This is a genomic window from Arenibacter sp. P308M17, assembly GCF_003426735.1.
In the GTDB taxonomy this organism is placed as follows: Bacteria; Bacteroidota; Bacteroidia; order Flavobacteriales; family Flavobacteriaceae; genus Arenibacter.
In genome coordinates this window covers 343036-358158 of record NZ_QVON01000006.1, presented here as the reverse complement: position 1 = coordinate 358158, position 15123 = coordinate 343036, and the positions used below count along the sequence as shown (strand labels likewise).

General features: G+C 42.1%; 11 protein-coding genes. 8 read left to right on the top strand and 3 right to left on the bottom strand.

What is annotated here, in order from left to right:
- Window position 1 precedes the first annotated feature (1 nt).
- Window positions 2–3025 carry a tetratricopeptide repeat protein gene (locus D0S24_RS16025; protein ID WP_117020826.1) on the bottom strand — a complete coding sequence of 1008 codons (3024 nt, stop codon included), beginning with the start codon at window positions 3023–3025 and terminating at the stop codon, window positions 2–4.
- 147 nt (window positions 3026–3172) lie between these two features.
- Between D0S24_RS16025 and D0S24_RS16020 the strand changes: the two genes are divergently transcribed.
- The 5 genes from D0S24_RS16020 (at window position 3173) to D0S24_RS16005 (ending at window position 7010) form a co-directional block, all read left to right on the top strand.
- Entirely contained in the window at window positions 3173–3856 is a 684-nt protein-coding gene (locus D0S24_RS16020; RefSeq protein ID WP_117020825.1) for a cell division ATP-binding protein FtsE, read from the top strand.
- 317 nt (window positions 3857–4173) lie between these two features.
- Complete coding sequence (locus tag D0S24_RS16015) at window positions 4174–4668, top strand: hypothetical protein (protein ID WP_147321472.1); 495 nt, start codon at window positions 4174–4176, stop codon at window positions 4666–4668.
- A 147-nt stretch (window positions 4669–4815) separates the two neighbouring features.
- Window positions 4816–5853, top strand: a complete 1038-nt coding sequence (locus tag D0S24_RS16010) for a sensor histidine kinase (RefSeq protein WP_117020823.1) — start codon at window positions 4816–4818, stop codon at window positions 5851–5853.
- A gap of 36 nt (window positions 5854–5889) precedes the next feature.
- Window positions 5890–6051 (top strand): hypothetical protein, encoded by a 162-nt coding sequence (locus D0S24_RS21175; RefSeq protein WP_181938120.1) that lies wholly within the window; start codon window positions 5890–5892, stop codon window positions 6049–6051.
- Window positions 6052–6248: 197 nt separating this feature from the next.
- On the top strand, window positions 6249–7010 hold the full coding sequence (locus D0S24_RS16005; protein WP_117020822.1) for a LytTR family DNA-binding domain-containing protein: 762 nt from the start codon (window positions 6249–6251) through the stop codon (window positions 7008–7010).
- An 83-nt stretch (window positions 7011–7093) separates the two neighbouring features.
- On the opposite strand, the gene D0S24_RS16000 is transcribed toward D0S24_RS16005, so the two are convergent.
- Window positions 7094–10129, bottom strand: a complete 3036-nt coding sequence (locus D0S24_RS16000; protein ID WP_117020821.1) for a ThuA domain-containing protein — start codon at window positions 10127–10129, stop codon at window positions 7094–7096.
- Window positions 10130–10406: 277 nt separating this feature from the next.
- Here D0S24_RS16000 and D0S24_RS15995 point away from each other — a divergent pair, with 277 nt between their 5' ends.
- The 3 genes from D0S24_RS15995 to ppgK all read left to right on the top strand — a co-directional run bounded on the left by D0S24_RS15995 (window position 10407) and on the right by ppgK (window position 13814).
- A complete protein-coding gene (locus tag D0S24_RS15995) occupies window positions 10407–11222 on the top strand; it encodes an NUDIX domain-containing protein (protein WP_117020871.1) in 816 nt (271 codons plus the stop codon).
- Window positions 11223–11353: 131 nt separating this feature from the next.
- Complete coding sequence (locus tag D0S24_RS15990; RefSeq protein ID WP_251795807.1) at window positions 11354–12757, top strand: sulfatase; 1404 nt, start codon at window positions 11354–11356, stop codon at window positions 12755–12757.
- A gap of 304 nt (window positions 12758–13061) precedes the next feature.
- Window positions 13062–13814 (top strand): polyphosphate--glucose phosphotransferase, encoded by a 753-nt coding sequence (gene ppgK / locus D0S24_RS15985; RefSeq protein ID WP_117020819.1) that lies wholly within the window; start codon window positions 13062–13064, stop codon window positions 13812–13814.
- A 387-nt stretch (window positions 13815–14201) separates the two neighbouring features.
- On the opposite strand, the gene D0S24_RS15975 is transcribed toward ppgK, so the two are convergent.
- Window positions 14202–14990, bottom strand: coding sequence for an SDR family oxidoreductase (locus tag D0S24_RS15975; protein WP_117020817.1), 789 nt, complete (start codon window positions 14988–14990; stop codon window positions 14202–14204).
- Window positions 14991–15123 lie beyond the last annotated feature (133 nt).

The window sequence follows — 15123 nt, the reverse complement described above, 5'->3', positions numbered from 1 at the left end:
TTTAATTTCCCTCTGGATTAATGGAGGAATTGCTTTGGGCTTCTTTTGCTTTGACAATGGAAGATTCCTGTTTGGCCTGGGCCACTATTTCTGGATAATCCCCAAAATTGGCGATAACACTATCCAAAATATAGGTGGCCTGGAAAGCATCGCCCAGGGCATAGAAGTTCTTGGCCATAATGATCAAGCCTTTGGCACTCCATTCCTTGTAGCCCGCATAATCCTTGGCCAATTTTTGGACCGAAACATTGGAAGCCTCATAATTTTGGGCCTTGTTCTTAAAATAGGCATCGTAATAAAGTGCCTCTGCCGCCAAATCGCCTGTGGCAATTTTAACTACTTCCGAATACGCTTTTTCCGCCCTGCTTTCATCCTTGGTCTTAATGGCAGATCTGGCTATCATTATTTGCGCATCACTTTTTATACGGTTATCAATATTGGGACTGGACAGTACCTTAGTGGCATATTGGATGGTCTTAGTGTAGTCTGACTGCCCATAATAACCCTTCATAAGATTGGATTGGGCAAAGGTGATATTCTGCTGAATTTCCGCCTTGGCTTCCAATTCTTCCAAGTAGGGAACGGCAGTAACATAATCATTTTTACCTACATAGATCTCGCATACCCTGGTGAGTGCCTGCTCGGCATATTCATTGGCCCCTTTGGCTGCCACATTCTTAAAATACGGCAAAGCTTTATCCTTCTCGCCCTTACCAAAGTACAATTGCGCCAAATTAAAATTGGCTTTTAAGGTATTCAAGCCGTTTGGAAATTGTTTAACATAGGCCTCATATCCCTTTATGGCCGCATCCTTATTGCCTTCTATATATTGTTTGTCCGCAGATTCAAAAGTAGCATTGTCCAGTTCGGTATCGGTCACCTCAACAAAATCAAGGCCCTTAACCCATTGCGCATATTCGTCCACCCTGCCAAGGTCCATATAGATTAGCTTGGCCGTGGTTACTGCCTGAAGGGCTTCCTGGGTATTTGGGTGGTCCCTTACTACTGTTTTAAATTTGGCCAGGGCCTGTTCGTTTCGGCTGGCATTATAATATACCAATCCTTGGCGCAACATGGCCTGTGGTACCAAGGAGCTGCCCTTATAGTCCATTGCAAGCTGATCGTAAAGTTGCAACCCTCTTTCCGTATTATTGGCCCTCACGTAGGAATTGGCCAGTTCAAACAAGGCGTCATCCTTTAATGTGGAGTTGGGATACCTGGAGACAAAATTGGAAAGCTCCTCTATTTTGGTAGCGCTCCTATCCACAAAACCATAGCTCAGCGCCTTTTGGTAGGCAGCATAGTCGCTCGAACTACTGTTTTGTGCTATTGCCTTGTTATACGTTTCTATGGCAGGCCAATACTTGCTGCTAACAAAATAACTATCCGCCAGGCGCAGGTAGGCATCATTTAGTTTTCCGTTATCCCCGTTGTTGGCTTCCACATAATCAGAAAATGCCGCTATGGCGTTATTATAATTTTTCAATTTGAAATAGGAATAAGCCAGATTATAGTCCACGTCCTTAAACTCCGGAGTTGCCTTGGCAGTCGGATTTGATTTAAATTGAAGATATCCGGCAACGGCCTCTTCAAAATGGTTCATATTATAATCCGATTCCGCTTTCCAATAGCTGGACCTGGCCTTAAAGTATTGGTCTTCGGCATTCTCCAAAGATTTCTTGAAGACGGCCGATGCTTCCTCATAATTCATTTCTAGGAACAATTCCACACCGCGGTAAAACGCTACTTTTTGATAGGTAGCCTTACTGGCAAAATTTTTATTTTTCTCCAAAAGTTCCATAGCCCCGGCAAAATTTTTGGAAGTGATATAGGAATCCACCAAAAGTTCCTGCATCTCACCTGTATTGGGATCATTGGGATACTTCTCCAAATAATTGGTCAATACCTTGGGTACTGGCTCATAGGCATTCCCTATTTCGTAGCTCAATCGGGCGTAATTTAAATAGGCGTCTTTTTGAATTTCCGGATTGAAATCCATTTGGGACGCATTTCTGAAGGCGTTCAGGGCCTCCTGTTTTTTATCCAGCTTTAGATAGCATTCCGCCAAATGATAATAGGCATTCTGGGAAACATCGTTATTACCGTCTATTATTTTGTTGAATTGCTGTATCCCATTGGCATAATCGCCCTGCATATAATAGGAATAGCCCAAAAGGTAATAGTCCGTATTGCTCCACTTTCCCCTTTTCCCTTTGTATTCGGTTAAATAAGGAATGGCATTGGCGTATTGTTCTAGATTGAAATAACTCTCCCCTATTATTTTGTTGAGTTCCGAAACTTCATTTCGATCAGATTTTGGCAATTGTTTTTTTGCCAAGGCAATGGCCTCTTCAAACTTGCCCAATTTAAAGTTCATATCGGCCTGGTAGTAGGACAGCTTTTCCTCCAACAACTCCTGGTCGGTGATCTGATCAAAACGCTGATTGGCCTGGGCATAATCATCTTGTTGATAGGCAATATAGCCCAAGTAATACTTGGCTTGGGAACCGTAGGTAGGGGAGGTGGTCACCTGGTTCAGATACCGCTCGGCCTCTTTCGGCTTATTGGAGGAGAACAAGGCGTAACCATTGTTAAAATTGAAACGTTCCTTATCCTTTCTGGACATGGAGCTTTGATCTACCTTGGTATACCATTTTAGGGCATAGGGATATTTTCCGGTCGCAAAATAATAATCGGCAACGTCGAGGTAGGCCGAATTGCGTTTGGTGGAAGTTGGATACTTTTCAACAAAGTCTTCCATTAACCTGTCGGCCCCCAATTGGTTAAGGCGAATTGCCGCTGTAGCAGCATAATACGCACTATTGGCCTGGGTCTCTTCATCCCTGGTACTATTTTTTACTTTTTCAAAGATAGTCTGGGCTGCTTGATACTGTTTGTTGTTATACAAGGCCAAAGCTTCCTGATAGTCCTTTTGGTCAAAAGTATAGATTTCCGATTCTTGGGCGTTTACGTAAAATAAAGACCCGACAAAACACAGTATTACAGCGGTTTTTTTTCTTAGCATAGTGTTCTCTAAAAGTTAAGAATTACCGTAATTAAATTATATAACGATAAATATTGTCCCTAAGTATATGATAAAGAAAAAGATTTTTAAAGAAGATTTGATTTAATTCCAAAGGAACTTATTACTTTTATATCAACATTAAAAACTATGGGCGAAAGCATATTGAAGTTGGAGGATGTAGCCGTATTTCAGGGCGAGAATTTGGTATTGAACGATATCAGCCTTGAAATAAAGAAAGGGGAATTTGTATACCTTATTGGAAAGACGGGCAGTGGAAAGAGCAGCTTTATGAAAACTTTATACGGCGACCTGCCATTAAAACAAGGTAGCGGCCATATTGTAGATTTCGATCTTACTACCTTGAAGGAAAAGGAAATACCCTATTTGAGAAGAAAGCTGGGCGTTGTTTTTCAGGATTTTAAATTATTACCGGATCGCAATGTAAACAACAACCTCCTTTTTGTACTAAAGGCTACCGGCTGGAAAGACCTTAGTGAAATGAACGCCAAGATTGAGGATGTCCTGGATAAAGTGGGTATGAAAACAAAGGGCTTCAAATTTCCCCATGAACTTTCCGGAGGGGAGCAGCAGCGTATTGCCATTGCCCGGGCCCTGCTCAATGACCCGGATCTAATCTTGGCAGATGAGCCCACTGGAAATCTCGACCCCCAGACCAGCGTGGAGGTGATGAAGGTGCTTCAGGATATCAATAAAACGGGAAGGACCATTCTTATGGCCACCCACGACTATGCCCTTATTCTAAAATATCCCTCCAAAACCCTGAAATGTGATGGCAACAAGGTATTCGAGGTAATTCAACGGGCAATATAGTTTCCTGTTAACCCTACTTTAGCCATCCCAAGTCTTGTTCTTTTTCACCTGGCCTGCGTTGCAAAAAATCTCAGGTAGCTATGGCCATGCTCATTTTTTTTGCGCCTTGCCCAGATAAAAAATAACCATAACTTAAACGACACAGTAGCATTGACACGACACTAGTGTCCTGTTCAGTTGGGTAGCTCCCAAGGACACTTCACCTCCAATTTTGTCCGCTTCACTTGAAATTTGCCGGTTATGCCCCATCGCGGCCACTATATTTGCACAAGAAATTAAATTAAATGCAAATCAAAATAATACAAAAGTTAAACATCATGAGAAATTCAGTTCTATTATTGGGTACTGTACTCACCTCTTTTTTTCTGCTTTCCTTTTCAGGAACCGGCGGATGTCCTAATATTTTAGATAGCGATTGCCCAACAACTAATTCATACGACCCCCGTAACCCATTTAAGGAAGGCTTGCTTATGGATGAAGAAGTCAGGAATTTAAGTCTGGAGGATATAGACCTTATTGAAATAGAGGAAGAGATTGTCCTAAATTTTGACCCTGCCCCCTATTTACCGTTGCATTTCAACGCGTATGCCGGGATGGGATTGGATCTTGACGAAATTGTTATTGAGGAATTGGAAGAAGAAATTGTCCTGGGCTTTGATCCGGCCCAATACCTTCCCCTTGGCTTCAATGCCTATACGGGCATGGAACTGGACCTGAACGATATAGTTGTTGAGGAATTGGAGGAAGAAGTCCATTTGGGTTTTGATGTTATGAACTATTTGCCCAAAGGATTCGATGCCTATGCCAAATAGCTACAGCAACATTAGGTATATTATACACTAGCCCTTGATTCTTTCAGGGGCTTTTTGTTTCACTCCCATCCGGGAGAGTATCAAAATCGTTCCAAAGAGCTATGATAGGGAGTTGTAAAGAAGTATATTTAAAACAACAAAGTTGACATGGATACAATAAAACCGGTAAAACAGCTTGAAATTATTAAGATTGCCCTACTGATCGCTGTTCTGGTGACCCTTCCGTTAACCATATCCTTTTTCGGGACAACGGGTTTCAACAAGGCCATCTTTTCCAGTGACCTGTTTGTAGATCTAGATTTAAAGTTTTGGTTTTTCTTCCTTTTCTCATGGTCGGTACTGCAATTCAACACCAATTGGATATATCGTATTCCAAAAAGGAAACGCTTAATTGTTTGGCTATTGTGGATTTCAGGCAATATGGGAATTTTGGTCTCCACCATTCTACTTTTAGATTTCATATATCCATATTTGGTGGACAAGAACATCTCCAGTAGGGAAGAGGACTTTCAAGTTTTTATTTTCATCGTTGTCCTTGTTATCATTATTTTCATTTCCAGAATTTTAAGGCTTCAGATTGTTCAGCGTCAGAACATATTGGAAAACGAACATTTGAAACAGCAGAACCTTCAAAATGAACTTTCTGCCCTTAAAAATCAAATTAACCCCCATTTTCTCTTTAATTCCCTCAACTCCCTAAATTCCCTTATCCGAGACAACAAGGAGGCTACCATGTTCGTTAAAAAGCTTTCCTTTATGTACCGCTATATATTGCAGAGCGGGGACAGGGACCTGGTTGCCCTAAAGGAAGAACTTAAATTCCTCGACAGTTATACGTATTTGATAAAGACCAGGTACAGGAACCGCTTTCAAATTGAAATTGCCATAGACGATGGTTATCTGGATAGAAAAATACCTCCCTTGGCATTGCAATTATTGGTAGAAAACGCAGTGAAACACAATGAAATTTCGGAAACACACCCTTTGAAGGTCAATATCTATTTCCAAGATGATTGTATTTACGTGGAGAATAAAGTACGTACCCGCACTACCCTGGCCGAGGGTACCGGGACAGGACTTCTAAATTTGTACAAACGTTACTATATGATTCGCAAACAACAGATTATTATAGACAAAAAGAGTGATATTTTTAGAGTAAAACTCCCCTTGAACAAAATGATATGAAATGAGCCATAACAATTCTGGATATCCACCGAAATATTGATAGGTGAAACCGAAAAGGTTCACGAACTCATTAATGATAGAATTGATGTGAGTAATTACACCCGCCTGTCCGCCTGTTCCGGTACGGACGGGAACGAAAAAGTCGGGCAGGTCGGACCCATTAAAAATCCGTCCGCACCGGCACCGGGCGGACAATAAATAGCAACAGATGAAACGAACATTAATAAATTTTAAAAATTACTTCACAAAAGGCAATGTTTAAAATTCCTGCCTTGCCGGCAGGCAGGTTTAATGTGAGAGCGTAGCGGTTACATACGTTCTCAACCTGCCCGACTGGCCATTCAGGCGGGTTTTTTAATTAGTTTATTTCCAAATAATTAAAAAAATTTAAACGTATGAAAGTAGTAATTGTAGAGGATGAACTGGCGGCAAGTGAAAATCTGGCCTATATGCTAAAAAACCTACAGGATGAACTTGAGGTATTGGCCGTTTTGGATTCGGTGAAAACCGCTATTGATTATTTTTCAAAAAATTGGGAAGCCGACCTTATTTTTATGGACATTCATCTCGCAGATGGACTTTCCTTTGAAATTTTTGATGCGGTTAAAATTGATGCTCCCATTATTTTCACCACTGCTTATGACCAATATGCCCTGAAAGCTTTCAAACTAAATAGTATTGATTATTTATTAAAACCGATAGATGAGGATGAATTGGAAGTAAGTCTGTCACAATACAAAGGGCTATTAAAGGGCAAAGGGCTCATCACCAACCAGGTGGAAGGCCTCCTGAGCCTAATAAAGGATCAGAAAAAGACCTATAAATCCAGATATTTAGTGAGTTATCGGGATGAACTAATTCCATTGAAAACAGATGGGATTGCCTATTTTTTTATAGAAAACGGAATAGTTAAAGCCGTAACAAAGGACAGGCAGGCCCATATAATCGACCAGAAATTGGAGGACATTGAAACCGACCTGGACCCGTCCAACTTTTACAGGCTCAATAGGCAGTTCATAGTTCATAGGGATTCCATTGCAGGAATAAAGCAATACTTTAACGGGAAGCTAACCATTAATGTAATGCCACCCCATAAAGAACAGCTAATTGTAAGCAAGGCGAAAGCCGCCGAATTTAAAAATTGGATGAATCACTGACATAAAATTCATCCATAATCAATAACTCCAGGTCAACAACACCAGCTTGTAACTTCAAAAACGCCAACAACCAAAAATAAATATTAATTAGTTTCGGCACTATCCTTACCGCCATCCATTTGCAATACAACGGACTTACTCCCGGTCAAAGGTTTCACATTGTTCCCCCCTTGATCCGTATAACTGGCGGTTATTACCATTACGCTAGCCCCTTTGGCCGGGTTTGGCATTATGGTTCCGGTAGCCGGTAAGGATTTCTTCTGTACCGCGTTACTGGCCAGAGATTGAATATATATAACAATCTGCTTGGATTCCTCCTTGGTAAGATTGGGATGGGCAGGCATGGTAACCTCTCCCCAAACACCACTTCCCCCGGCAATTATCTTTCCTTGCAAATAGCTTAATCCATTTTTTTCATTCTTATATTTTTCGGCAACATCCCTATATGTAGGTCCTACGGACTTTTCCTTTTCCTTATGGCAGGTTTTACAGTCCAACGCCAAAGTCAAAGCTTTCCCGGTAACGGCAGCGGAAACCTCTTGATGCCCCAAAGAAAGGGAGGCTTCGTCCATGCCTTCCAAATAATCTACGGAGACAAATATGTTATTTTCATCAATGGGGGAACCGTCCGGGTCCAAAACGGAAACCTTATACTTTAGAGCCGTCCCCGGCATAAAAAATGAGGTGTTGCCCCCACTGATATCTATGGATACCTCAGGCCTCGAATTTCCTACTACTACATTAATGGGTTCGCTTGTAACCGAAGCTTCCTTGCTGTCTATTACGGTAGTCGATATAAAATAGTCCCCCGCACTTTCATAGGTATAGGTAATTTCCGGACCGGTGGTTTCCTTGGTTTCCCCATTCCCCAAATCCCAGGTATAGGTCATGGCGTCCTGCTCCCTATCACTGGCCTCAACTTTGGCGGTAATGGTGAGCGGCAATTTTCCAGAGGTTTTGTCCATAGTAACATGCTCTACTACAGGAGGCCTGTTGCCTCCATTATATTCAATATAACTTAGGGCCGAATTGTCATTTTTTGAAAACCAACCGCTACCGTATTCCAAGAGATAGACCCTTCCATCCGGACCTACCTCCATATCGATCAGGTTATTTACTTTAATCTGATCGGCAAAAGGTTCCATTTTATTAAATTCCCCATTGGGAAACAAGCTAACGGCCATCATCCAGCCCCGTATCCAATCGTAGACCAAAACTTTGCCATCGTAATATACTGGCAGGGCATTGGGACCATGGTAAAGATCGGAGTAATATACAGGTCCCGCCATAGCATTCCTGCCACCGGTTCCGGTCTGCGGAAATTCCTGGGATGCCACATACGGATAAAAACCATAGGCCGGCATTGCCTTTGGAAGCTCCCTAAGTCCTGTATTGTTTCTCGAATCGTTGATAGGTCTTTCCGGATCAAAGGCTTCCCCGCTCTCCCCTGTAGCATAATCATAACTGCGGTATGGTTTGTTGTCCGCAACAAACAATGGCCAACCAAAATTTCCGGCTTCCCTGGCCTGGTTCATTTCGTCATATCCCCTAGGCCCTCTAGTATCCAGACTATCCACTCTCGCATCAGGCCCCACATCTCCCCAATACACATATCCCTTTTTGGGATCTACCGAAATCCTATACGGGTTTCGATGTCCCATGGTAAATATTTCGGGTCTGGTCTTGGGGGTGCCCTTTGGGAACAAATTCCCTTCCGGAATGCTATAACTGCCGTCCTCATTTACCTTAATTCGCAAAATCTTGCCGCGGAGGTCATTGGTATTCCCGGAGGATCTACGGGCATCGTACTGTTCCTTTCCAGGGAGATCATTTAAAGGAGCATAACCACTGTTAACATATTTCACTCCTTTTTCGCTAAAGGGGGTAGAATTGTCCCCGGTGGACAGATACAACATATTATCCGGACCAAAGGCTATTGACCCGCCGGTATGGCAACATATCTCCCTCTGGCTTTCCACTTCCAGAATAATCTGTTCCGAGGCCGTATCCAAAATATCGTTCTCAAACTTAAATCGGGACAAACGGTTTACCCATTTATCCCCGGTTGGACTGTAGTACAAATAGATCCAATGGTTGGTTTCAAAATCGGGATCTTTCTGTAAACCCATTAATCCTTCCTCTGCATTGGCGTTTCCTCTTAAGGTTTTGTTATATACATCCAAATAACCCACTTGCGACAACTCTTTGGTGGTTGCCTTGTAAAGCAATATTTCACCCCTTCTTTGGGAAATCAAAACATCATTGTTCGGCAATATGGCCATTTCTGTAGGCTCAAAAAATTCGCCATACTTTAAGGGAACCTTTGTAAAACGATCGGTATCCGGAGGAATCTGTGTTGTTGCTTTTGAATAATCAAGGATTTGGTTCTTCCCAATGGCGTAATTTATGCCTCCCAGCAGGTGCTTTAAGTACAGATTCTCGGAGAAACTTTCCTCCGTATGGCCCAAGGCCGTATAAAAAGCACGGCCACCATCGTATTCGTGGTACCAACTCATGGGATGATGGTCTCCGTTTTTACCCCCTTCATAAGACTTTTCGTCTACCGTCATCAAAACGTTGACCTCCGGGTTTATTTTTTTAAAATTATAGAGTTCGTCGGCACGGTGCCAAACGGAATCCGGGAACATCTCGGTAGCCGCAAAAGTATTGTCCTTAATAATAAGGTCGGCTTCCGGTGCGCCTGCCGGGTGACTTTCAAAATAAGCCCCTACCAATCTTCCATACCAACCCCAATCATATTCGGTATCGGTGGCCGCATGTACGCCTACAAAACCACCCCCTGCCTGAATATATCTTTCAAATGCAGCTTCTTGCCCGGCGTCCAAAATATTACCGGTAGTACTTAAAAAAACTATGGCCGAATACTTTGCCAAGTCATCATCGGTAAAGACTTCGGAGTTCTTGGTGGTATCTACAAGAAAGTTATTTTCCGCTCCCAACTTTTGGATCGCTTCCATGCCCATGGGTATGGAAGAATGTTGAAAGCCCATTGTCTTGGAAAAAACCAAAATTCGCGGTTCACCCTCTCTTTTATTGCCAGTGCAGGAGGAAAAGAAAATAATCAACGCACCAAGAACAAGGGTAATGTAATTTTTCATCAAAATAAATTATTAAAAGGATTTTATTTGGATTTAATGGAGAAGCTTAAATTATACATAGTACTATTGGAAGCAAAAATAACTAAAGAACAAACCTCGTTGTACAGAGCCATCCCAAAATTTTGAATTCTCCAAATATAGCATTTATTTGATTGTTTAATGGTTCGATATTTAATTATTGGGGAATATTTCATTTTCTTCAATTTCCAACCCCCTTTACATAACCCTTCCCTCCGGGAAAAATAAATTTATATCTTTAAACCACCAACCAAAGCCGATGATTCTAAAAAAACAGGTCTATAAGGTAGACAAAAAGGTGAACCCACTGATCGGGATCCTTCTGTTCCTCATCTCCATCCTCTTGTTCATATTCACCCTACCCATTGGCTTTTTATACGGTATTTTTCATGGACTGCTCAAAAAGGGCATCGTAGGATTGGGCGAGTATTTGTTAAAAATAGCCATCTCAATAGATCAATTGGGAAATGTAGGGATGCAACATCTTTTAAACGTCCTGTGGATCAAAAAAGGGGGCTATAAATTTGGAAATAGGGACGAGACCATTTCCAGTGCCCTTGGCAGAAACAACCAACTGGGAACACTTACCAAGTTTGGCGGTGCAATTGACAAGCTCCTGGATTTCTTGGACAAAAACCACTCCTTGAATTCAATCGACTATTATATTGAACCTTCAGATGAAATTTTGGACCAATTGGTATGGATCCATATTGTGGACCAAAAGCTTTTGGCCTATAGGCCCAAGGGAAAGACCGGATTTATGCTTCCCGGAGCAAAAAAGGAGCCAAAAGTGTCCGACGCAATGACACTTTCCGAAAAAATAAAGGAAGGTTGGAACATTGCCCTGGATATTTCCTCTTTTATATACATTGGTATTTTTGAAGCACGGGGCGATAGTGCAGCACCCGGAATTTTAGTTCGAAAAACCGCTTACTCCTCCCAATATAAGGGGGAGATATCCATTGACCCTGAATTGGGGGAAATTGTCTGGCTAAAGTACCGGGATAGAAAAAACATCCCGGAAGCTGATAAATTGATTCTCGATTTCCTCAAAGATTCGGACCTCTTGAGCTAATACTGAAATAGCCGTTATATTTGAAAAAAATAATCCTTCAACCACGTTTTACCATGCCGAAAGTTTTTAAAAAATTATTTTCCACAATTACAATCCTTGTTTTCCTAACGAGCAACCTGCAATGCCGGCAGATGCAAAAACAGCCCAATGTCCTCTTCATTTCCGTTGATGACCTAAGAACCGAATTGGGCGTATATGGCCACCCCGTGGTAAAGTCGCCCAATATGGATGCCATAGCTTCCGAAGGTTCTGTTTTCACCAACCACTATGTACAGGTTCCTACATGTGGGGCTTCGCGTTACGCCCTATTGACCGGGATGCGTCCCACCAAACCCATACATTTGAAAAATGATGCCATAATACATGAAATATCGGCCAATGAAGAACAAGATATTCCCGAAAGTTTTATCCACCATTTTAAAAGAAACGGTTACTACACCGTAGGGATAGGCAAAATCAGCCATTCTGCCGATGGCTTGGTCTACGGTTACGAAGAACCGGTCTCTACCAAAAGAGAACTGCCCTATAGCTGGGACGAACTCTTGTTCGATCCCGGCAAATGGGGCACAGGATGGAATGCCTTCTTTGCCTATGCGAACGGAGAAAATCGCCAAAGTTTAAAGAAACAGGTAAAACCTTATGAGGCAGGGGAAGTAAACGACGAAGGTTATCCTGATGGATTGACCACCGAACTTGCCATTGCAAAACTCAGGGAACTCAAGGAAAGCGAACGCCCCTTTTTTATGGGGGTAGGATTTTTTAAGCCACATCTTCCATTTAATGCGCCCAAGAAATACTGGGACCTGTATGACCGGGACCGGATACCGGTATCCCCAAATCCCCATATTCCAGAAAATATTAGCCTAAAAAGTCTGCATAACAGTGGTGAATTTAATGGATATACCCTAGGTGAAGAACATCCTAAGCTATCAGAGCCGGTTTCCAATGCCTATGCAAAAAAATTGGGGCACGCCTATTTGGCCTCCATAAGTTATATCGATGCCCAAATAGGACACATTTGGAAAGAGCTAAAGGTGTTGGGAATGGATAAAAATACCATCATCGTGATTTGGGGAGACCATGGTTGGCATTTGGGGGATCAGCGGGTTTGGGGAAAGCACACCCTGTTCGAAAATGCCCTGAACAGCACCTTGATCATTAGATCTCCCTTTCAAGAACATCAGAATAAAAAAATAAACAGCATTGTAGAAACGGTGGACATTTACCCCACCTTGATGGAGATGTGCCAAATTGAAATGAAGCACAAAATAGACGGGGAAAGCTTTAGGGATAGTTTCACAAGTGCTGCACCAAAGGAAGATCAAGTGGCCTACAGCTATTTTAACAATGGAATTTCGTTGCGAACGGAAAGATATAGGTTAACCAAATATTATGGCCAGAACGAACCTAGGGTAGAACTGTACGATCATATATCGGATCCCAATGAAACCAAAAATATTGCCCATTTAAATCCGGACATCATCAAGGCGCTTATGCCCATATTGGAAGAGGGAAATACAGGTCTCTACAACTAAGTTACTATTCCTATGCCATAAATTTATATCCATGTCCGTATCCTATGGCTTTGGAACGGAACGTGTGATAAGTGGGCTGTAGGCTATATGCTCCTGGCTCTAAGATATATGCCCTAAGTAGAGGGCAATGGCTTAAAAGCTATTTTTTTTGGCCAACCCTGGGTATCCTAAATTTACAGAAACCAAGATGGTATTTTTATACAATTAAGGCTCAACAAAATTACAAATATTGATTCAAAAAAAACGGATACCATAACTCCCAAAAGTTTTTTGTTACTTTGTTTACAAATTATTAATACAATACATGGAAATCCTAGGAATAGATGTCGGTGGCTCGGGCATAAAAGGAGCTTTAGTAAATATGGAAACCGGTGAAATGATAACGGAGCGATTTAGGATACCTACTCCCAAATCGAGAAAACCAAAACCTATGGCCGAAATTGTTGCCAAAATTGTACAACATTTTGATTATAACGGGCCTATTGGCTGTGGGTTTCCAACGGTTATTAAAAATGGTGTTTGTAAAACTCCCGGAAACCTTCATAAAAGGTGGACTGGTGTAAATGTAAATGAATTATTCAGCGAAGCTACCGGATTACCTGTTACCGTGGTAAACGATGCCGATGCCGCAGGATATGCATCCATCAATTTCGGTGTGGGCCGGGGAAAGGAGGGCCTTGTACTGATGATTACCATAGGAACCGGCCTAGGTAGCGGTGCCTTTTACAACGGAGAATTGATCCCCAATTTTGAATTGGGGCAGATTCCCTATAAAAAATATGATAAAATAGAACTTTGGGCAGCGGCTTCCGCCAAGGAAAGGGAAGGACTTAGTTATAAGAAATGGGGCAAGAGGTTTAACGTTTTCCTGGAATATGTTGAATTGATCGTTTCTCCCGATCTAATTATATTAGGGGGCGGCACCTCCAAGGATTGGGAAGAGTTTAAAGACTATATCAGTATAGAAACCCCGGTAATTCCGGCAGAATTGCAAAATCATGCCGGCATTATAGGAGCGGCCGCCGCTGCCTATAACAAGAAAGGGGTCCTGCAATAAAAGCGGCTTAGGTTATCCGGTATTTTACCAAAAAGTAAACCAATAGTGCATGACAGAATTTAATTTCGCAAGATTTTCCTCAATTTTTGACCCCGACAATAAAGCCCGCCCGTTCCGGTAAGGACGTGAACAAAGTAGTCGGCCAGGGAAGAAATCAAGGTAAATCCGGATCCCCTGCCTACCGGACAGGCAGGCTTTAGGGTTTGGGGTAAAACGGATTTTCCGAGAGACCTTATTAATACGATTGTTGTCATGTACTTAGAAACCCTGAAATCCCTTTCTATTTCGGAACATACTTCGGTGGGTGCAATTTTGACAATCCTTACAAAGTATCCGCTTGGATAGCGGATACTATATAATATTCCGCCCCTCCAGGGAATCTTTGGATTAAACGGTTTTATGGCCTATACTTGCTTTTTTCCGCTCCTCATAATTCTTTGCCACCATTTTGTCAAATTCCTCGGGCGCCTCAAAATTCATGATATTTTCCCTTATCCGTTCCTCCCCTCCAAATATTACCTGCAATTCCTTATTCAGCAACCCTTCAATTGAACGTCGGGCCACGTATTCCGGAGAATCCATCTCCCTACCCTTAAATTTCTCCATCATATCCGTTGCCGTTGCCGTTGGAAAAGAGCAGGTAACACTAATGTTAAAAGGGGCCAGTTCCCTTCGCATAGCATCGGAAAATTGGCGTACGGCCGCCTTGGTGCTTCCATAGACTGCGTAAAAGGGCATCCCCAACAACCCCAAACCGGAAGAAATATTTAATATTGCAGCCTCCTTGGATGCTTTTAGAAGCGGTATGCAATATTTGGTAAGTAAAAGTACCGCTGTAATATTTACCGCTACCTGATCGTACAGGTCTTCATCCTCTATATCTTCCAAGGGACCAGCAGCTACTATGCCCGCATTATTGATCAAGATATCCACATGTCCCCATTTGTCCTCTATACGTGCCGCAGCCTCCCGTAAAACTTCTATATTGGCCACATCGCCGGCAATACGAATAAACTTAACGCCCTCAAACTCCTGGGAGAGCTGTTTTAAATTTTGTTTATCACGGGCAATTACGGCAATATGGCGTACACCGCCTTTCACCAATTCCTGTATTATACATTTTCCAATCCCTCTGGTACCGCCTGTGATGAGTACATTTTTTCCTTCTAGTTGCATATTTTATTAATTTGGATTAGGCCGAATTAAACTTTAAATTAATTAAAATTCATATTCAAAGCGAAGAAAAATAGACTATGTTCAAATTATTCAGAAAGTAGGAAAATGTAGCCCAAAATTTTAGCGATTTCCT

Excerpts from the sequence above, each read along its gene's own strand:
- D0S24_RS16020 (WP_117020825.1), top strand. The coding sequence starts at position 3,173 with ATGGGCGAAAGCATATTGAAGTTGGAGGATGTAGCCGTATTTCAGGGC.
- D0S24_RS15990 (WP_251795807.1), top strand. The coding sequence starts at position 11,354 with ATGCAAAAACAGCCCAATGTCCTCTTCATTTCCGTTGATGACCTAAGA.
- D0S24_RS16005 (WP_117020822.1), top strand. The coding sequence starts at position 6,249 with ATGAAAGTAGTAATTGTAGAGGATGAACTGGCGGCAAGTGAAAATCTG.
- D0S24_RS15995 (WP_117020871.1), top strand. The coding sequence starts at position 10,407 with ATGATTCTAAAAAAACAGGTCTATAAGGTAGACAAAAAGGTGAACCCA.
- ppgK (WP_117020819.1), top strand. The coding sequence starts at position 13,062 with ATGGAAATCCTAGGAATAGATGTCGGTGGCTCGGGCATAAAAGGAGCT.
- D0S24_RS16025 (WP_117020826.1), bottom strand. The coding sequence starts at position 3,025 with ATGCTAAGAAAAAAAACCGCTGTAATACTGTGTTTTGTCGGGTCTTTA.
- D0S24_RS15975 (WP_117020817.1), bottom strand. The coding sequence starts at position 14,990 with ATGCAACTAGAAGGAAAAAATGTACTCATCACAGGCGGTACCAGAGGG.
- D0S24_RS16015 (WP_147321472.1), top strand. The coding sequence starts at position 4,174 with ATGAGAAATTCAGTTCTATTATTGGGTACTGTACTCACCTCTTTTTTT.
- D0S24_RS16010 (WP_117020823.1), top strand. The coding sequence starts at position 4,816 with ATGGATACAATAAAACCGGTAAAACAGCTTGAAATTATTAAGATTGCC.
- D0S24_RS16000 (WP_117020821.1), bottom strand. The coding sequence starts at position 10,129 with ATGAAAAATTACATTACCCTTGTTCTTGGTGCGTTGATTATTTTCTTT.